Consider the following 18,438-nt stretch of genomic DNA (forward strand, 5'->3'; position numbering starts at 1 on the left):
CAATTCCTTTATTTAGGCGAGTGGGAAAATAGTCAGTAATTGCCCAACAGCCTTATATCCATATTTCAAGCCAAAGAAAATAAGCATTAATCCGGCAATCATTGTAATGCTATGGATAAGCTTTTGGTTAAAAAATCGTTTACCCAGTTCTAAAACGCCACTTAAACAAATACCCCAGGTTAAGACACCCGCAATAATGGCAAAGTTTTCAAACAGGCCAAGCCATGTTTTACCATCAATCGATGAATCCAGTGTAGCTGCAAAGATGCCCAGCCAAAAAATGATACCAATTGGGTTGGCGATAGATAAGATAAACCCGGTTAATAGGCCATTACCAATGCTATAACGGGGGATATCTAACGTTAGGCTAAGCAAATGTGAGCGCTTATCTAAGAATGATTTAACCCCAAGATAGATAAGGACTAAAGAGCCAGCTAAGCTACAAAAGGCCAGCGAAGGGCTGGTATTATCGAATAAACTCAAGCCAAAATAGGCTGCAATTAGACAAAGGGTATTACCGATAGCGCCGCCTAAACGAACAATAAAGGCCCCTAAAAAGCCATTTCGCAGGCCTCTTTTAATCATTTCAAGAGAAACAGGCCCGATGGGGGCTGCTAAGGTGACGCCTAATAGGACTTTTTCAAGAAACATCGTGTTTGCTCAACAACATTAAAGTGCAACCAGATAAGCCATTATAAATGACTGGCGATATAATGCTATGCATCAAGTGATTAAAAGACCTAAACATCTGACGATAAGTAATATCAGATCAATAACTTACTTTTGAGATCGGCTTGTTTTCAAGAAAAAGCTCTTATAAACTGCACAGTTCTCTAAGCGCAGTGACTGTGCTAGATAATAAAGTTTGATAATTAACTCCTTGCACTTGATTGAACAAGTGCTTTTAACCGTGAGGAGCATCTTAATGCGACATTACGAAATCGTCTTTCTTGTACATCCTGATCAAAGCGAACAGGTTGGTGCCATGGTTGAGCGTTACCGCGCTATGGTTGAAAAAAATGAAGGTAAAATTCATCGTTTAGAAGATTGGGGCCGAAGACAATTGGCTTACCCCATCAAAAAAATGCATAAAGCACATTATGTTTTGATGAACGTTGAATGTGACAATGAAGCGCTAGAATCTCTTAAGCATGCTTTCCGTTATAACGATTCAATCCTACGTCACCTGATATTAGAGCGTGAATCCGCCATTGTTGATGTATCTGCAATGCTACGTTCCGATGAAGAAAAAGATCGAATGGAACGCGGTGGTGAGCGAGTGATTGCTGAAGAAGAAGAGCTTGAGATCTAAGGAGAATAAGAATGGCAACGTGGCGTTTACGTGGCAGTAAGAAAAAATATTGCCCATTTACATCGAAAAAAATCCCAGTTGAATTTATCGATTTCAAAAATTTTCGTTTTTTACGAAAATATATTACAGAAACCGGTAAAATTGTTCCTAGCCGAATCACCGGGGTAAAAAACATTTATCAACATATGTTGGCGCGTGAGATTAAATACGCACGCTTTTTGGCATTAATTCCTTATTGCGACAGACACTAAATGCAGCCCCAAAATTGGGATTTTGCATTCAATAATGAATGCAAAACAGCATTGTTGTTAGCAACAAAGAGAGGTTTAAAATGGAAGTGATATTACTCGAAAATATCCGAAATCTAGGCAAATTTGGCAGCAAAGTTGATGTTGCTAAAGGTTTCGGCCGTAACTTTTTAATCCCACAAGGGAAAGCAGTTCCTGCAACCAAAGCAAATTTAGCTAAATTTGAAGCTCAACGTTCAGACTTTGAGCAAGCGGCTAAAGCGCGTTTGCAAGCAGCGCAAGAGCGTGCAGCAGAAGTGAATAATACCCATATCACGATTGCCGCAAGAGCTGCTGAAGGCAAACTTTATGGTTCTATCGGAACTGTTGAGTTGGTTAAAGCTTTTAAAGACAAAGGTTTAAACATTGCGCGACAAGAAATTCGTCTGAGCAGCGGTCCGCTGCGTGAAACAGGCGAATACGCAATCGATTTACAGCTACATGCTGAAGTCCTTGCTGTTGCAAAAGTTACCGTTGTACCTGAAGAAGAAAACCAATAAAACTTTTGATGTCATTGCGAGGCACGAACCCTCGCAATGACTCAATGAACTAGTCTCTCTTTTACCTTCCTTCGAGGTCAAAGTGCTAAAAGAAACTGAAGCTACCCGCATTCCTCTAGATCTCACCGCAAAATTAAAAGTGCCTCCCCATTCTGTTGATGCTGAACAAGCGGTCCTTGGCGGATTAATGCTTGATAATAAGGCTTGGGATCAAATTGCCGACAAATTGGTTGAAAAGCATTTTTATCGTCGTGATCATCAATTGATCTTTCGAGCCATGGTTAAATTGATGTCTGAAAATAAACCTTTAGACGTCATTACCGTTTCCGAAGTGTTACAGCAATTAGAAATGCATGACGAGGTCGGTGGATTAGCTTATTTAGGCGAGCTTGCAAAAAACACGCCAAGTGCTGCGAATATTGGTGCTTATGCAGAAATCGTTTATGAACGTGCCATTTTAAGAGAACTGATCTCGGTTGGTACCTTGATTACTGAATCTGCGTTTGATCCTCAAGGTCGGGCGAGCTTAGAAATTCTCGATGAAGCAGAAAAGAAAGTTTTTGATATTTCGGAACAAGGCTCACGTGGTTCAGGTCCTGAGGGGATCCGAGGTATTGTTTCCAAAGCGATTGATAATATTGAAAAACGATTTCATGATAACAACCCTGTTACGGGTATCGCGACAGGTTTTGCTGATTTCGATCGATTAACAACCGGTATGCAAGAAGGTGACTTAGTCATTGTGGCGGGTCGTCCTTCTATGGGTAAAACCTTATTAGGAATGAATATTGCTGAGCATGCTGCCATCCGTAGTCAAAAAGCGGTGCTGGTATTTAGTATGGAAATGCCAGGTGAAAGCCTAGCAATGCGTATGTTGTCATCGATAGGGCGTATTGATCAGAATAAATTGCGAACAGGTCGGTTAGTTGAAGAAGATTGGACCCGCCTGACCTCTGCGGTATCGTTATTAAGTAATGCAAAGCTTTACATTGATGAAACCCCTGCATTAACCCCGATGGAAATGCGCACTCGCGCAAGACGAGTAGCCCGAGAGCGTGATGGGCTCGGGTTGATTGTTGTCGACTATTTACAGCTCATGCGTGGTAGCAGTACAACTGATAACCGAACGGCAGAAATTTCTGAGATCTCGCGTTCGTTAAAACAGCTAGCTAAAGAATTACGTGTGCCCGTGGTTGCTTTATCACAGTTAAATCGTAGTTTAGAGCAACGCCCCAATAAGCGTCCCGTTATGTCTGATTTACGTGAATCAGGCGCGATTGAGCAAGATGCGGATTTGATTGTTTTTATTTATCGTGATGAAGTCTATAACGAAGATAGTCCAGACAAAGGTACCGCCGAAATTATTATTGGTAAACAGCGTAATGGTCCTATTGGGACGGTGCGCTTAACTTTCATGGGGCAGTATGCACGTTTTGAAAACTTCACAACGGACAATATGATGGCGGCAATAGAAGCATGAGTCGTCAAGTCATAGCGAAAGTGTCACAGCAAGCGCTTTTACATAATGTAGAAGTTGTGCGTGCGCTTGCTAAAGATTCTAAAATTCTCGCGATGGTTAAAGCCAATGCTTATGGCCATGGTTTAGTACAAGTTGCAAAAGCGCTTTCTACGGTTGATGCCTTAGGTGTAGCGAGTATTGAAGAAGCACTGCATATTCGTCAAGCCGGTGTAAAAACCGATATTGTGTTAATGGAAGGTATTTTCAACGCTGATGAGTTAACACTGGTGCAAACCCATCGTTTCATTTTAGTGGTTCATCATTTTTCTCAAATCCAAGCACTACAAGCCTATGAAAAGCCCCTACTACAAAAATTCAAAGTGTGGTTAAAAGTTAACACTGGTATGAATCGTTTAGGATTTTCACCGGCTGAATTTCAAGATGCTTATAGTATGTTGAAGCGATTACCCCAAGTTGAATTCATTGGTAGCATGACCCATTTTGCCAAAGCCGACGAAAAAGATAATGAATCCACCCTGAGGCAATACCAACAATTTTATGCTTTGTTAAGCGAGAAAGAGGGTTTGCGTTGCTTGGCTAATTCAGCGGGCATTTTAGCTTGGCCCCAATCTCATGCAGATTGGGTCCGTCCAGGATTGATGCTTTACGGAGCATCGCCGTTTCCCAATAGTACCGGGCGAGATTTAAATTTAAAGCCCGCGATGTCATTACATTCCACCGTGATTGCGATACGCGAAGTCAATGCGGGTGAGCAAGTGGGTTATGGCGGTATGTGGGAAAGTTTTGGCCACTGCAGTAAAATCGCGATTATTGCGATGGGATATGGTGATGGTTACCCCTGGCATGCTAAAAATGGCACTCCCGTTTTAGTGAATCAGCAGCGCGTGGGCACCGTAGGCCGCATTTCCATGGATATGTTGGCAGTTGATGTGTCATCGTTGAATGATGTTAAAGTGGGCGATCCCGTTGTGCTATGGGGTGATGATTTGCCGATTGAAGAAGTGGCACGTCACGCAGGCACCATTCCCTATGAATTATTTTGTCGTTTTACGGAGCGCGTAACCGTTGAGATGACCAATTAAAAAAGGGGCTTAGAGCCCCCTTTAATTATGCAAATTTCGCTACAGGAGAGATTGTCGTCTCATCATCGTGAGGTGGTTCGGAAAGTGTTATTGTTGGCGTGCTGCTAACGTAGTAAATGGAAGGTGTTTTACTCCATAACCAGCAAAGCGCTGAACCGATTCCACCCACAATAGAGCTTGCTACTTCTTCTATCGGCATGGTTGCTAAAGAACCTTCGTATTTTTCATAAGTTTCATCATCCGCCATCCCATACATCAGATCGGTAAAATCACAAGCAGTTTCCATCAATTTACTATCATGTATTGTTTTTAATATTTCAGTATGTTTTAGGTACAATATCATGGCGATAGGAATAGCGGCATGAATAAGGGGGCCATATTCAGATTCAAATTGATTGATAATGGTTGTGCTTAAGTGTGATGGTTTATAATAGAAAGCCATTTCAGTAATGGTTAATGCTAGTTCGACGACATCTTTAAAAATACCGAGTTGAGTATCGAATAAATAATGTAAGATTGCTTTACAACCAGCATTGGCTAAGAGACCTGCGCCAAATCTTGAAGAATAGACAGTGGCAATGACTAAAAGCGTTTCAATCGTTAATCTAAGTTTTGCAGCAATCGCAGAAGGCACATCTTGTAATGCCATGATGGCATCAACCGTTGCCCCTTGTTGTTCTAACATATATTGAATTTGCTTTTTATCGAGAGGAATCCCTGCTTTTACTGATAAAATTCTGATGAAACAAATTTTCTCTTGAAGATCTTTAAATACCCTCAAATCAATCTTACCTTGTTGAACATTATTTAATAATAAAGAAAGTTTTTTACTGTTAGAAAGTGGACCCTGCTGCATATTATCTCCAAAGGTTGAATGAATTTACTAATGATTAACTTATTGCAAAAGTTAATCATATTCATTCTTTATAAGATAACTTGCGACTTTGAAAGGATAAGTTAAATTAGATCATTTTTCTTCGAATTTCGTGAGAGGCATAATTAAAAAAGGGGCTTAGAGCCCCCTTTAATTATGCAAATTTTGCTACAGGAGAGATTGTCGTCTCATCATCGTGAGGTGGCTCGGAAAGTGTTATTGTTGGCGTGCTGCTAACGTAGTAAATGGAAGGTGTTTTACTCCATAACCAGCAAAGCGCTGAACCGATTCCGCCCACAATAGAGCTTGCTACTTCTTCTATCGGCATGGTTGCTAAAGAACCTTCGTATTTTTCATAAGTTTCATCATCCGCCATCCCATACATCAGATCGGTAAAATCACTCACCGCTTCGACAAATTCACTGTCATTGAGTGCTTTGATGATTGCAGGCGCTTTGGCATACAAAATCATCGCAGCAGGAATAGCAAGGTACACCCAAGAACCATAGGTTTCAAAAAGTTGATTCATTGCCTGTGTGCTTAAGTTAGATATGTTGTAATCACCTAATGCAAAATTGGCAACCAGCAAAGCAAGTTCTATCGCATTTTTGTAAATCCCAAAAGAGCTATCGAATAGACCATGTAAAGTATCTTTAGCTGCTACGTTCGCTAAAACAGCGCCTGAGACACCTGGTTTCCACAGGGCTGTTGCAAGTGCTAATGAAATTTGTACCGCTAAACGTACATTGGGATCGTTGGGTTTGGTTTGCAATTTCATAATTGCATCAACCGTGGGTTCTTGCTGTTGTAGTATAAATTTAATTTGATTCTGATTCAGTGCAAGGCCAGCCCTCGCTGCCACTATTTTAAGATAACCGGCTTTTTCCTCCAAAGTGTCATACAAGTCAATGTTAATTTCACCACTTTGAAGCTGAGTCAATAAACCATTCAATGCTGAAATGAATTTTTGTTCTGCTGTTTGGGTTTGCAATGTCATCATTGCTTTAGAGGTAGGCGTACTGATTGCTTTCGTCGTGACGGGTTTTTCTGAGGTGGTTTGCCATTTTATCATTGCTTCAACAGTGGGTTCTGGGTGTTGTAGTATAAATTTAGCTTGCTCCATACTAAGCCCAAGGTTTCCCTTCGCTGCTACGAATTTAAGATAGGCGGCTTTTTCCTCAAGACTGTCATATAAGTCAATTCTGAAGTCACCCCTGCGAAAAGCGATTAAGAAACGCTCAACTAAAGAAATAGTTTTTTGTTGTTCTTCGGAAGTGGGACCTTGATACATGATAACCTCGTGACACTACACATAATTTTTTAATATTTAGTTAACTTAATATAAATGTGTATTGGTGTCACGATTAGGGCGATAGGGTCATCTGTTTAAAAGATAAGCGAGCGAGGCTTATTTAGCCTCACTCAGAGAGTCATGGTAGCGTTTAACGCCCGCTAAGATTTCTTTTTTAGCTTCCTCAGCGCCCAACCATCCGTTGAGTGTCACCCATTTGCCTTCTTCAAGATCTTTATAATGCGCAAAAAAATGGGTAATGCGGTTAATGAGCAGTGGCGGCAAATCTTCCGGTTCCTGAACATGATTATATAAAGGGGTTAGCTTGTTGATAGGCACCGCGAGTATTTTCAGATCATCTCCGGCCTCATCACGCATCGATAAAATCCCAACCGGGCGGCAACGGATCACGCAGCCATGATTGACAGGGATTGGCGTGATAACCAAAACATCCACCGGATCGCCGTCATCAGAAAGTGTTTGTGGAACATAACCATAATCACAAGGGTAATACATACTGGTTGATAAAAAGCGATCAACAAAGAGCGATCCCGTTTCTTTATCAACTTCATACTTGATTGGTTCACTGTGAGCTGGAATTTCAATAATCACATTGATATCGTCAGGAAGATGTCTTCCTGAACTGACGCGTGCTAAACCCATTTGAATACTACCTGTAGTGAAATAAGAGATATTTTATAGGGTTAATTATAGCGCTTTTTTAGGTTAAGCACATTCCCAAATATTACCTAATCACTTAAAAATCAGTAAACTGGTCCATCACTGTTATAAATATACAGTTATTTAATGCACTCAAATTGGAGAGTTAGATGGAATTAATGCAATGGATACCACCCTTGCTGGGTTGTATGGGATTAGTGGCAGCGCTGTACCTTTATCGTTTAATTGTGGCTCATGAAGCAGGTAGCGGTAAATTGGCTGAAATTGGTCGCGCAATTCATTTAGGCGCTATGGTATTTGTCAGGCGTGAATACATCACCTTAGCAGGATTTGCAATCGTCGTTGCGTTGCTGCTAGCCATTTTTTTAGGGTGGCGTACGGCATTGGCTTTTGGTGTTGGTGCACTTTGCTCTGCAACAGCAGGTTTTATAGGAATGTATACGGCGACGCATGCGAATGTGCGAACAACACAAGCGGCACATTTACATGGCGCTGCCAGAGCATTAACGGTCGCCTTTTTTGGTGGCTCTGTCATGGGCTTAACGGTCGCCTCGCTTGGTTTGTTGGGCTTAGGCCTCATGTACTTTTGTTTTGCGAATGATCCTCTTACTTTGCAGGCGATTAATGGTTTTGGGATGGGAGCGTCCAGTGTTGCGCTTTTTTCCCGAGTGGCTGGCGGCATTTTCACCAAGAGCGCGGATATTGGTGCCGATTTAGTTGGGAAAATTGAAGCTGGGATCCCAGAAGATGATCCTCGGAATCCGGGTGTGATTGCAGATAATGTGGGCGACAATGTGGGTGATGTTGCCGGCATGGGTTCTGATATTTTTGAATCTTATTGTGGTGCAATGATTGCAACGATTGCAATTGCTTCAACCTTAAATGCAACCCAATTGGCGCTGATGGGAGAACAAAGTGTTTTAATGTTCTTACCGCTGGGTTTAGCTTCTGTTGGCTTGCTTTGTTCTGTTTTAGGTATTTTGATAACGCGCTTGATGTCAGGGCAAAAACCTGAAGTGGCGTTACGCATGGGCACCATTAGCGCGACGTTGCTATTTATGGGGGCAGCGTTTTGTTTGATTCAGCAAGTAGGCGTTGCTTTTGCGGTTTGGGCTGCAGTCTTTTGTGGTGCCTTAGGTGGCATTATGATTGGTCTGGTCACGGAATATTACACTGGCGGAAAACCCATCATCAGGATAGCCAATGCAGGCAAAACAGGCCCAGCAACGGTGATGATTACAGGCATTGCGGTTGGCTTAGAATCGGTTGTTGTACCGGTGCTCACGATTTGTGCCATCATCTATTTTTCAACCCATTGGATTGGTTTATACGGGGTTGGTATTGCTGCAGTGGGTATGCTTTCTACTGTTGGCATTACCATGGCAATCGATGCTTATGGGCCTGTGGCTGATAATGCAGGTGGTATTGCTCAAATGAGTGGCTTAGGTGAAAAGACACGTAAAATTACCGACTCGTTAGATGAGCTAGGTAATACAACCGCTGCCATCGGTAAAGGTTTTGCTATTGGTGCTGCAGCGCTAGCCGCGTTAGCGATTATTACCGCTTATGTTGAAACAGTTTCACTGAATTACCCTCACTTTGCTTTAGATTTAAGTAATCCAGAAGTGCTGATGGGGATTTTCATTGGTGGGATTATTCCTTTTGCGTTAGCAGCGATAACGATGACAGCGGTTGGTGATGCCGCCTTTGCCATTGTTGAAGAAATTCGCCGACAATTTCGTGAAATTACGGGATTGTTAGAAGGAAAAGCCGAACCCGATACAGCGCGCTGTGTTGATATCGCAACCCAAGCGGCATTAAAGAAAATGATTTTGCCGGGGATCATTGCGATTAGCGCACCCGTCATTGTGGGGTTTGGTATTTCTCCACAAGCCTTAGGGGGTATGTTGGGCGGAGCACTTTTAAGCTGTGTATTACTTGCTTTGCTTATGGCAAATGCCGGCGGTGCTTGGGATAACGCTAAAAAATATGTTGAACAAGGCCATTTAGGTGGCAAAGGTTCTTCTGTTCATGCAGCGACTGTGGTTGGTGATACTGTCGGCGATCCCTTTAAAGATACTTCAGGGCCTTCGATGAATATTTTGATTAACGTAATGGCCATCGTCAGCTTAGTGATAGCGCCGTTGTTATAATCAATTCTTGTCATTGCGAGCGAAGCGAAGCAATTTTAAAAATACGCTCGCAATGACGAAATTGAATTAAGCAAAACACCGCGGACAAGACTTTCCTTCTACAAATTCAGTACTTTGTTGTTCTTCATAAGTCACCGGTTGGCGACAACCATGACATTGAATCGTATCACTTTCTTCAAGGGCTGCATCGACAGCAATTCGTTTATCAAAAACAAAACATTCACCATCGTAATGCGCATGCCCATTTTCTTCTAAATATTTTAAAATACCGCCCTCAAGCTGGTAAACGTTGTTAAATCCTTGTTGTAACAGAAAAGGCGCGGCTTTTTCACAACGAATGCCGCCAGTACAAAATGTTACAACCGGTTTATCTTTATATTCTTCAGGTAATTTTTTAATCGCTTCGGGGAATTGTCGAAAATGCTGAATATCTAAATGAATGGCATTTTTAAAAGTGCCAAGACGGACTTCATAATCATTGCGAGTATCAAACACAACAACCTCTTTGCCTGCATCAAGCCATGCTTTAAATTCTTGAGCGCTGATACCGGGGGCGGGGGCATTTTCGGGATCAATCCCTTCTACGCCAAAAGTAATGATTTCAGGTTTAATTTTGACCAGCATTTTTTTAAAAGGGATTTCAACTGAGGGGCTTTCTTTAAATGTAAGCGGGCCAACGATGGCATGAATACAGGCAGAAAAGGGCGCAAGTGTTTCGGGCTTTACACAGACAAATATATTAATGCCTTCGGAACTTAGCAGAATAGTTCCCTTCAAGCCAAGATGTTGGCAAGTGGTTAAGAGTTCGTGTTGAAATTTTTCCAAGTCATTCAACTTCGTGAATTTATAGCCGGAAAGGTTAATATAATGCATGGGCATGTATTCTCAAATGCGAAGAAATTGAGGGCACAATGTACCATATGGCTTAGGATATTTTAATCCGTTAAACTCAACGATTAGGGGTGGTCCCTAGATTCAATAAAGCAGGGAAATGCAAATGAAAAAATCTTCCAATGTCCGAGTTTGGCAAAGTGTTGTATTAATGGTGAGTTTAAGTAGCGTGTCTGTCTGTTTTTCCGCTGAAAAAACAGTTGATGTGTATCGGGTTCATGCTGCTGCTGAAAACAAAGGGATCGGTGAGAAAATCGGCACTATTACTTTTAAAGAGTCTAAAAACGGTTTGCTGGTAAGCCCTCACTTAAAAGGATTACCTGCGGGCGATCATGGTTTTCATATTCATGAAAATCCGAGTTGTGATTCTGCCGAAAAGGACGGGAAATGGGTTGCAGCCCAAGCGGCAGGTGGCCACCTTGATCCGCAGCATACAACCCATCATGAAGGCCCACAAGGCAAAGGTCATTTAGGCGATTTGCCTAAACTGGTTGTCGATAAAAAAGGCGAAACGCCTCATACTGTTACGGCACCTCGTTTAACCCTTGCTAATATCGAAGGGCATTCGATTATTATTCATGAACATGGTGATAATTATTCTGATCAACCTGAAGCATTGGGTGGTGGTGGTGCACGCATTGCTTGCGGTGTGATTGCAAAATAATTAAAACCTCTTTTAGCCTGTGTTGATCGATGCATTTGCACAGGCTATTCATCTTCCCTTTATGCGTTCCATCTCTTTTACCTGTTTTTAAGCTATAAAAATAAATAAAATTCCTAGCTGTGCATAAACTTTATATTAGCGGGAATTATTATGAGCCATCAATACATTGAAGAAAAAGTTAATATTGATCAATATCCATTGTTAGATGAAGCCAATTTAGCTGTTGCAGGCACACAGATTTCCTTGGGCGATTTGCATGGTAATGCACAAAAATTACTCTATACACTGACTCGCCATGGTTTTATTGATATTACCAAAGATGATTACACTACTTTTGCAAAACTTTACCGAAAAACCCTGCTTAATGCAGAAGATATTAAAAAATTCAAGATTCTCCTTACACGTATTAACGTTAAACCAGAAGCAAAAAAGGCATTATTAAGATTAATTGGTGATGTAACAGCAGATCGCGGCACCAATGATTATTTCACGTTGCAGTTACTGAAAAAGCTGCGTGATAAGGGCGTATCTGTTGTTAATTTGATATCTAATCATGATGCTGAATTTATTCAACCTTATGAGACAGGAAAAGGATTTGATACTTCTAGATTAGGACCACAAGCAAACTCTGCTGCTAATTTGCAGAGATTGTTAGATCTTAATTTGATTTCCAAAGCTGAATTAAAAGAATTAATTGATGCTTATAAACCTACTTTACGAGCATTGGACTATTCTTTAAATGAAGCAAAAGATAAGATCACCATTTACAGTCATGGTGTCATTGGCCTTGAAAATATCAACTACATTGCCGAAGCGTTAGAGATGAAAGATGTTCATTGTGATGAAAATACACCGGCAATTGAGATGGCGATAATCATTGAAGAAATCAATGCAAGATTTGCAGATCATGTCAAAAATAATACGGTAACTGCTCTACTAAAACTTGATAAAGTTGATACCGATGCAATCAATGGTAAATATCCCATTGATGCAAAAGCCTTTCCTTTTGCACATTTAGTTTGGAATAGAAAAGCACATGGACTGAAAAGACCAGAACATATGAATTTTGCTCATGGTCATGATATGAACGATAAAACGATTAATAATATTTTTAATTTGGATAACATATTAGGTAAGGCGTTAAGCTATCATACCGGCATTTATAATATACTTTGTTCCAATGAGACCACCTTACGCGCGCAATTAGAAGCTGAAGAGGTTATCCCTGGCCCTATTGTGCAACCTGAAGCAGAGGTTGTCATTCCTACCGCGACATTAGAAGACAAGCAACCCATGTTGAATGTGATTGAAGACTATCAACCCAAGCCGATTGTCAAAATTGTGTCGCCATCTAATGAAGAGTCATTCGATGAAGAATTAGAGCAAGAATGGGAAAAGATCGATGCTACGCCTGAGGTTGCTTCTGTGCCTACGTCGACCGGTTGGATGTCGAGTCTGTCAAATTGGTGGTGGGGCCCTGCTAAGCAAGAAGAAGCTAAACCGGTGGCAACAAGTGCTCGCATGAGCTTGCCCACACAAATTAAATCGACTGAGGAGAAGCCAAGCAAGCATTATCAACAAAGCCAGAGCATCATTGATGCCTATGGTCTAAAAGAAGATCAAGTGGCTGTTGATAAATATGGTGTTCCTTTGCAAAAAGTGGATATGTCACAATCACTCAGAATCGTGCCATCATCAACATTAACATTTGACTATCAGAGTTCGAAGTCAGTAGAAAAAACGCAGCCCGTTGAAACAAAGACAGTTCAGTACACTACGGCTTTAGTGTGCAAATAAGACTAGAACTTTTAGCCAAATAATTAAAAGCCGTTGTTCAAACAACGGCTTTTTTTTTGACAATTTTTGCTATTACACGTATTTATTCAGTATTTTTTCCAAAATAGATAGTTTACTAGCTTTTTTTGCTATGCTAGCATGCCTCTTCCTTTTATCCGTTCTTTAGCACAGCTTGTCGCACAGGAGAGAAATTCATGGCAAAGCAAGGTCCAGGTATCGATGAAGACTATCAAGCATTGATAGTTCTAATGAAAGCACTACAATTGCGAGATGAAACCGTTGCCGGTCAGGTGTTAACTGTAAAGCCACAAGTTCGACAAAAATGTATGAATCAATCGCAGACAACAGCTTTAATGGGCGCCGTCAAATATAACTGCAGTGAAGAAATTTTTCGTGAATTGATTCAAGCTCCAAGCAATATTAATGCACAAGATAAAGCAGGATGGGCTGTTATCCATTTAATTGCAAAGTATAATCGTTGTGATCTTTTGTCTATATTGCTCGAACAAAAAGAGGTTAATTTTAATATCACTACCGCTAAAGGGGAAAGTGCATTAGCGATTGCCGCAAGCTGTGGGAACGATCAAATTATTGCAATGTTGCTTGAGAAAGGTGCGGATTACTTATTAGCCGATTCGTTTGAACAAGAACAACGATTACCGATTCATCTTGCTTGTTTTGCAGGTAGCCTTGCCTGTGTACAGCTGCTGCTTGAAAAGGAACCACTGCTAATAAGTGCTGTTGATAGGGTTGGCAGAACACTCGCACATTATTTAGCGCAATCAGATTGCAATAATGAAGAAGAAAAAAAAGCCATTGCAGCTTTATTTTCTGGTCAACAATTAGCGCAAGAATCTGATGATGGTGCCACACCTGTGGAAACAGCAAGTTACTTTGAACATCATACGATTGCAGATACGATGGCATCCGGTCAACTTTTGTCGCTTTACCAAATTTGTTTAAACAAGGTTTGCAAAACGGATAATCAATCCCTTGCTAAAGTATTAGAACAATTACCCACTGACATAGCAGAAAAGTTGTTAGATAAACGATCCAGAATGGATATCTCATTCAAATAAAAGTTCCATTTCTATGATGGCTACTGCTGCTTAGAACATCTAAGCTTCAGTAGCAATCGAACCTTTTTAATTTATCGCAATTTTCATACGTTTTATCTTTAATGCGGTTTTCCCAGTATATTTGCGAGCAAATAACAAGTAAGGTTTCCGACATAATTATTTGGGGGAATCTTATGAATCATGAATACATCACTCAATCCAGTGTCAACATTACAGAATATCCATTGTTCGATAAACAGCATTGGGCCGTTGCCGGTAAGCAGATCACCTTGGGTGACTTGCATGGTAATGCCTTAAAATTATTATATACGCTGACTCGCCATGGGTTTGTTGATATTTCTAAAAGAGATTATCAAGATTTTGTAAATCTTTATTATAAAAATGAAAGCGATTTTGACGATATACAAGCTTTTAATGCACTTTTAAACCGTATTAGAGTTCGTACCCGTGCACCGCAAGCCCTATTAAGGTTAATCGGAGATGTGCTTGCTGATCGCGGTGCCAATGATTATTTTACCTTGAAATTATTAAAAAAATTACATGATAACGGCATTTCAGTGGTGAATATGATTTCAAACCATGATGCAGAATTTATTCGATGTTATGAAAAAGATAAACATTTTGATAAAACTCCATTAAGAGAAGGACAAGCTAACTCTGCAGACAATTTTCAAAAACTCATGAATGCTGGATTAATTGAAGCGGCTGAACTCGACGAATTAATGAAAGCATACAAATCTTCTTTACGAGTTGTGGATTATTCTTTAAATGAAGCGCGGGATAAAATTACCATTTATAGTCATGGTCTTATTGGCTTACAAAATATCAATTATATGGCACAAGCCTTAGGAATAGATGAAGTTACCTGTGATGAACATACCTCTGCTACTGAAATTGCTGGTGTCATTGATAAAATCAATACTAAATTTAAAAAATATGTCCAAAAGGATAAGATTACGGATTTATTACAGATCAAAAAAGCCAGAGCAGGTGAAGGCCGACATACCATGGACGCCAAAGCCTATCCTTTTGCACACTTAGTGTGGAATCGAGAGGCAGAAGGTTTAAACAGGCCTGAGCATATCAATTTTGTTCATGGTCATGATATTCATGATAAAACCGCTAAGAATATTTATAATTTAGATAATACATTAGGCAAAGGACCTCGCAGTTATATTGGTACCTATAATCTTTTGTTTACAGATGAAAATAAATTGGAATCTCGATTAATCAAATCGGAATCAGAAATGATAGTCCCTTCCACAACGCCACCTACTAGTTCATTGCGGTTAGGTAGAATTGAACCAAATGAGGAAGAGGTGAGCGAACCTAAAATTGGCCTGATAGAAAGATATGAACCAAAGCCAATTGAGCCTGTTAAACCCTTATCAGAGTCTCAATCATTTGATGATGAATTAGAGAGAGAATTTAATGATTGGGTGATCATGCCTAAAGAGGCATCATCAACGGATGCTGCGGTTAATGATTTTCCGGTTAATCATGCTTCGGGTTGGTTCCCTGGTTTAAGTAACTTTCTTTGGGGGAGTAAACACGTTGATCCAGCTCAAACCCTGGAAGCTACATCAGATGCTGAACGCCCTAGTTTAGCCGTAGGCTAGTTTTAGAGTTTGCGAATAAGCTCCCGCACGGAAAGCATGACACATCCTACAGTTGAGTCGTGTCGTGCTTTTTGATTGAGAGTGTGAATCGCAAGGCTATCTTTTGCCGCCACCTGAGGATAGCTTAGGTAATAAAAGATCGTAATAGGTAGGATAATTGATTTTATCCGCATCAATAAAAATAAAATCAAATTGTTCATCTAAGCGAGGTAAAGTGTGCGTTGCATCACCTATGAGCAATTGGATTTTATGTCAATTAGCACAAGAATCTGATGATTGTGCAACACGTGCGGAAACGGCAAATTACTTTGAATATCAGGATTGCAGATACGATGGCATCCGGACAATTTTTTGTCGCTTTACCAACTTTTTTAAACAAAGTTTGTAAAACGGACAACAATCCTTTGCTAAAGTCTTAGAACAATTACCCACTGACATAGCAGAAAATTGTTAAATAAACGATCCAGAATGCATATCTCATTCAAATAAAAATTCCACCCTTATTTTATTGCTACTGCTGCTTAGAACATCTAAGTTTCAGTAACAATCGAACCTTTTTACTTATCGCTGTTTTTTAACACCTCATCTTTTATGCCACTTTTTTAGTATATTTGAAAACAACAAGAAAGTAATATTTCCAACATAAAAAATAAATTATATGAGGGGAATCTTATGAATCATCAATACATCACTCAATACAACGTTAACATTAATCAATATCCATTGCCCGATGAACAGCATTGGGCCGTTGCGGGTAAGCAGATCACCCTGGGTGATTTGCATGGTAATGCCTTAAAATTATTATATACGCTGACTCGCCATGGGTTTATTGATATCTCAAAAAGAGATTATGATAAATTTGTAACGATTTATCATAAAAAAACGCTAGATCGTTATGATGTGCAAGATTTTAATGCAATTTTAAAGCAGATCAGAATTCGAACACGCGCACCACAAGCGTTATTAAGATTAATAGGGGATGTGGTTGCCGATCGTGGTGCCAATGATTATTTCACCTTAAAAATCTTAAAAAAATTACGAGACAATGGTGTTCCCGTAGTCAATATGATTTCTAATCATGATGCTGAATTTATTGAATGTTATGAAAAAGGAAAATTATTTGATGAGAATCGATTAGGACTTCAAGCAAGATCTGCGGGCAATTTACAAAAGTTAATCGATCAAGGTTTGATTGAAACACAAGAAGTCGTAGAATTAATCAAAGCTTATAAACCTACGTTACGAGCATTAGATTATTCATTAAATGCGGCTAAAAACAAGATCACAATTTATAGCCATGGCGTCATTGGCCTTGAAAATATCAACTATATTGCCGAAGCGTTAGGAATGAATGGTGTTCATTGTGATGAGCATAGCTCAGCAATTGAGATTGCTCAGATCATTGAAGAAATAAATATAAGATTTGCCGTGCAGGTTAAGGAAAGCACGGTGAGTGAATTATTAAAACTTGATAGCGTTGATTCTAGAGCAATCAATGGCGTTGCGCCTATTGATCCGCAAGCGTTTGCTTTTGCCCATTTGGTATGGAATCGAGATGCAAATAGCTTGAAAAGACCAGAGCATATCAATTTTGTTCATGGTCATGATATGAAAGATAAAACCATCAACAATATTTTTAATTTAGATAATCTATTAGGTAAAGCACCTGAGCGTCATATTGGCACTTATAATTCACTTTTTTCAAATGAAATCACTTTACGTACACAATTAACGCCACCTCTGACGCCACCTCTGACGCCACCCGTAGCTGAAATCACAGCTCCGATACCTGCCGAGCCACCTGTAGGGACCATTCTTTATCGTGCGCCTAAACCTATTGCGTCGGTTCAGCCTGTGTCCTCACCAGCATCATTGGATGAAGAATTAGAGGAAGGATGGGTGACGGTAGAAGCTCCTAAAGAAGATTTGCCAATGGTTCAAAATAAGAATTCGGGTTGGTTTCCCAGTTTAACGAATTGGCTTTGGAAATCCGATCAGGGAATAGTTGATTCTGATTACAGCGCAACGGTGCAACCACCAAAGCCTGGGCAAGATAATCGCTTGACGTAATCTCGTTTTAGAGTTTGCGAATAAGCAATATACCATCGCGCACGGAAAGCATGACACATTCTACAGTTGAGTCGTGTCGTGCTTTTTGATTGAGGGTGTGAATCGCAAGGCTATCTTTTGCCACAGGATTAACCACCTCACCTCCCCACAAAGCATTATCGATGACCATCAAGCCACCCGAGGATAGCTTAGGTAATAAAAGATCGTAATAGGTAGGATAATTGATTTTATCCGCATCAATGAAAATAAAATCAAATTGTTGATCTAAACGCGGTAAAGTACGTGTTGCATCACCTATGAGTAGTTGGATTTTATGGCCATGGGGACTTAAGTCAAAATATTTTTGTGCAATTTGTGCATGATGGGCTCTTGATTCGCAAGTAATCAGGCGGCCATCAACAGGCAAGGCACTCGCTATTTGTAATGCGGCATAACCAGTAAAAGTACCGACTTCTAAGCAAGTTTTAGCTCTAGATAATTTAATGAGGAACTGCAGTAATTTCCCTTCAACTGGGCCACTTAACATACGACCAAAGGGGGTTTGGGTTTGCGTTTCATGACGCAAATTGGCCAAAAGAGGCGGCTCTTGACTGGTTGCTTGAATAATATATTGACGTAAGTCGTCGTTCATCAGTTCGTCAAGTGTCATGGAAATTTC

At 40.3% G+C, this 18,438-nt stretch carries 18 protein-coding genes; 11 read left to right on the top strand and 7 right to left on the bottom strand.

Going from position 1 to position 18,438, the window contains the following annotated elements; translation table 11 throughout:
• Positions 1-12: 12 nt before the first annotated feature.
• Positions 13-651, bottom strand: a complete 639-nt coding sequence (locus HT99x_RS01995) for a LysE family transporter (protein ID WP_075066938.1) — start codon at positions 649-651, stop codon at positions 13-15.
• Between the two features lie 274 nt (positions 652-925).
• Here HT99x_RS01995 and rpsF point away from each other — a divergent pair, with 274 nt between their 5' ends.
• From rpsF to alr, 5 genes are all read left to right on the top strand, one after another.
• The gene (gene rpsF / locus HT99x_RS02000; RefSeq protein WP_075066939.1) at positions 926-1,312 is read left to right on the top strand and encodes a 30S ribosomal protein S6; all 387 of its coding nucleotides are present in this window, start codon (positions 926-928) and stop codon (positions 1,310-1,312) included.
• Positions 1,313-1,323: 11 nt separating this feature from the next.
• Positions 1,324-1,563: a 30S ribosomal protein S18 gene (gene rpsR / locus HT99x_RS02005; protein ID WP_075066940.1), complete on the top strand. Its 240-nt coding sequence runs from the start codon at positions 1,324-1,326 to the stop codon at positions 1,561-1,563.
• An 80-nt stretch (positions 1,564-1,643) separates the two neighbouring features.
• Positions 1,644-2,099 (top strand): 50S ribosomal protein L9, encoded by a 456-nt coding sequence (gene rplI, locus HT99x_RS02010; RefSeq protein WP_075066941.1) that lies wholly within the window; start codon positions 1,644-1,646, stop codon positions 2,097-2,099.
• An 82-nt stretch (positions 2,100-2,181) separates the two neighbouring features.
• Positions 2,182-3,579 (top strand): replicative DNA helicase, encoded by a 1,398-nt coding sequence (dnaB, locus tag HT99x_RS02015; protein ID WP_075066942.1) that lies wholly within the window; start codon positions 2,182-2,184, stop codon positions 3,577-3,579.
• Positions 3,576-4,661 carry an alanine racemase gene (gene alr / locus HT99x_RS02020; protein WP_075066943.1) on the top strand — a complete coding sequence of 362 codons (1,086 nt, stop codon included), beginning with the start codon at positions 3,576-3,578 and terminating at the stop codon, positions 4,659-4,661. The genes dnaB and alr overlap by 4 nt, the downstream gene beginning before the upstream one ends.
• A gap of 25 nt (positions 4,662-4,686) precedes the next feature.
• Here alr and HT99x_RS02025 read toward each other — a convergent pair whose 3' ends face one another.
• From HT99x_RS02025 to ppa, 3 genes are all read right to left on the bottom strand, one after another.
• On the bottom strand, positions 4,687-5,517 hold the full coding sequence (locus HT99x_RS02025) for a hypothetical protein (protein WP_075066944.1): 831 nt from the start codon (positions 5,515-5,517) through the stop codon (positions 4,687-4,689).
• Positions 5,518-5,689: 172 nt separating this feature from the next.
• Positions 5,690-6,826: a hypothetical protein gene (locus tag HT99x_RS02030; RefSeq protein WP_075066945.1), complete on the bottom strand. Its 1,137-nt coding sequence runs from the start codon at positions 6,824-6,826 to the stop codon at positions 5,690-5,692.
• A 117-nt stretch (positions 6,827-6,943) separates the two neighbouring features.
• Entirely contained in the window at positions 6,944-7,489 is a 546-nt protein-coding gene (gene ppa / locus HT99x_RS02035; RefSeq protein WP_075066946.1) for an inorganic diphosphatase, read from the bottom strand.
• A 167-nt stretch (positions 7,490-7,656) separates the two neighbouring features.
• Here ppa and HT99x_RS02040 point away from each other — a divergent pair, with 167 nt between their 5' ends.
• On the top strand, positions 7,657-9,660 hold the full coding sequence (locus HT99x_RS02040) for a sodium-translocating pyrophosphatase (RefSeq protein WP_075066947.1): 2,004 nt from the start codon (positions 7,657-7,659) through the stop codon (positions 9,658-9,660).
• Between the two features lie 66 nt (positions 9,661-9,726).
• Here HT99x_RS02040 and trhO read toward each other — a convergent pair whose 3' ends face one another.
• Positions 9,727-10,539 carry an oxygen-dependent tRNA uridine(34) hydroxylase TrhO gene (trhO, locus tag HT99x_RS02045; RefSeq protein ID WP_310886092.1) on the bottom strand — a complete coding sequence of 271 codons (813 nt, stop codon included), beginning with the start codon at positions 10,537-10,539 and terminating at the stop codon, positions 9,727-9,729.
• Between the two features lie 118 nt (positions 10,540-10,657).
• Here trhO and sodC point away from each other — a divergent pair, with 118 nt between their 5' ends.
• The 4 genes from sodC to wip (HT99x_RS02065) all read left to right on the top strand — a co-directional run bounded on the left by sodC (position 10,658) and on the right by wip (HT99x_RS02065) (position 15,710).
• Positions 10,658-11,215, top strand: a complete 558-nt coding sequence (gene sodC, locus HT99x_RS02050; protein ID WP_075066986.1) for a superoxide dismutase family protein — start codon at positions 10,658-10,660, stop codon at positions 11,213-11,215.
• Positions 11,216-11,365: 150 nt separating this feature from the next.
• Complete coding sequence (wip, locus tag HT99x_RS02055) at positions 11,366-13,012, top strand: Dot/Icm T4SS effector Wip (protein ID WP_075066948.1); 1,647 nt, start codon at positions 11,366-11,368, stop codon at positions 13,010-13,012.
• Between the two features lie 194 nt (positions 13,013-13,206).
• A complete protein-coding gene (locus tag HT99x_RS02060; RefSeq protein ID WP_075066949.1) occupies positions 13,207-14,091 on the top strand; it encodes an ankyrin repeat domain-containing protein in 885 nt (294 codons plus the stop codon).
• A gap of 173 nt (positions 14,092-14,264) precedes the next feature.
• A complete protein-coding gene (gene wip, locus HT99x_RS02065) occupies positions 14,265-15,710 on the top strand; it encodes a Dot/Icm T4SS effector Wip (protein ID WP_075066950.1) in 1,446 nt (481 codons plus the stop codon).
• A 96-nt stretch (positions 15,711-15,806) separates the two neighbouring features.
• Here the strand turns inward: wip (HT99x_RS02065) and HT99x_RS02070 are convergent, their stop codons facing one another.
• On the bottom strand, positions 15,807-15,950 hold the full coding sequence (locus tag HT99x_RS02070; RefSeq protein ID WP_158003405.1) for an O-methyltransferase: 144 nt from the start codon (positions 15,948-15,950) through the stop codon (positions 15,807-15,809).
• A gap of 432 nt (positions 15,951-16,382) precedes the next feature.
• Between HT99x_RS02070 and wip (HT99x_RS02075) the strand changes: the two genes are divergently transcribed.
• Complete coding sequence (wip, locus tag HT99x_RS02075; RefSeq protein ID WP_075066951.1) at positions 16,383-17,780, top strand: Dot/Icm T4SS effector Wip; 1,398 nt, start codon at positions 16,383-16,385, stop codon at positions 17,778-17,780.
• 7 nt (positions 17,781-17,787) lie between these two features.
• Here wip (HT99x_RS02075) and HT99x_RS02080 read toward each other — a convergent pair whose 3' ends face one another.
• Positions 17,788-18,429 carry a class I SAM-dependent methyltransferase gene (locus tag HT99x_RS02080; protein ID WP_075066952.1) on the bottom strand — a complete coding sequence of 214 codons (642 nt, stop codon included), beginning with the start codon at positions 18,427-18,429 and terminating at the stop codon, positions 17,788-17,790.
• Between the last annotated feature and the right edge of the window lie 9 nt (positions 18,430-18,438).

The sequence above is a fragment of the Candidatus Berkiella aquae genome, from assembly GCF_001431295.2.
Lineage (GTDB): Bacteria > Pseudomonadota > Gammaproteobacteria > Berkiellales > Berkiellaceae > Berkiella > Berkiella aquae.

Coding starts and splice junctions, on each gene's coding strand:
- HT99x_RS01995 (WP_075066938.1), bottom strand. CDS start 651: ATGTTTCTTGAAAAAGTCCTATTAGGCGTCACCTTAGCAGCCCCCATC.
- rpsF (WP_075066939.1), top strand. CDS start 926: ATGCGACATTACGAAATCGTCTTTCTTGTACATCCTGATCAAAGCGAA.
- rpsR (WP_075066940.1), top strand. CDS start 1,324: ATGGCAACGTGGCGTTTACGTGGCAGTAAGAAAAAATATTGCCCATTT.
- rplI (WP_075066941.1), top strand. CDS start 1,644: ATGGAAGTGATATTACTCGAAAATATCCGAAATCTAGGCAAATTTGGC.
- alr (WP_075066943.1), top strand. CDS start 3,576: ATGAGTCGTCAAGTCATAGCGAAAGTGTCACAGCAAGCGCTTTTACAT.
- HT99x_RS02025 (WP_075066944.1), bottom strand. CDS start 5,517: ATGCAGCAGGGTCCACTTTCTAACAGTAAAAAACTTTCTTTATTATTA.
- HT99x_RS02030 (WP_075066945.1), bottom strand. CDS start 6,826: ATGTATCAAGGTCCCACTTCCGAAGAACAACAAAAAACTATTTCTTTA.
- ppa (WP_075066946.1), bottom strand. CDS start 7,489: ATGGGTTTAGCACGCGTCAGTTCAGGAAGACATCTTCCTGACGATATC.
- HT99x_RS02040 (WP_075066947.1), top strand. CDS start 7,657: ATGGAATTAATGCAATGGATACCACCCTTGCTGGGTTGTATGGGATTA.
- trhO (WP_310886092.1), bottom strand. CDS start 10,539: ATGCCCATGCATTATATTAACCTTTCCGGCTATAAATTCACGAAGTTG.
- sodC (WP_075066986.1), top strand. CDS start 10,658: ATGAAAAAATCTTCCAATGTCCGAGTTTGGCAAAGTGTTGTATTAATG.
- wip (WP_075066948.1), top strand. CDS start 11,366: ATGAGCCATCAATACATTGAAGAAAAAGTTAATATTGATCAATATCCA.
- HT99x_RS02060 (WP_075066949.1), top strand. CDS start 13,207: ATGGCAAAGCAAGGTCCAGGTATCGATGAAGACTATCAAGCATTGATA.
- wip (WP_075066950.1), top strand. CDS start 14,265: ATGAATCATGAATACATCACTCAATCCAGTGTCAACATTACAGAATAT.
- wip (WP_075066951.1), top strand. CDS start 16,383: ATGAATCATCAATACATCACTCAATACAACGTTAACATTAATCAATAT.
- HT99x_RS02080 (WP_075066952.1), bottom strand. CDS start 18,429: ATGACACTTGACGAACTGATGAACGACGACTTACGTCAATATATTATT.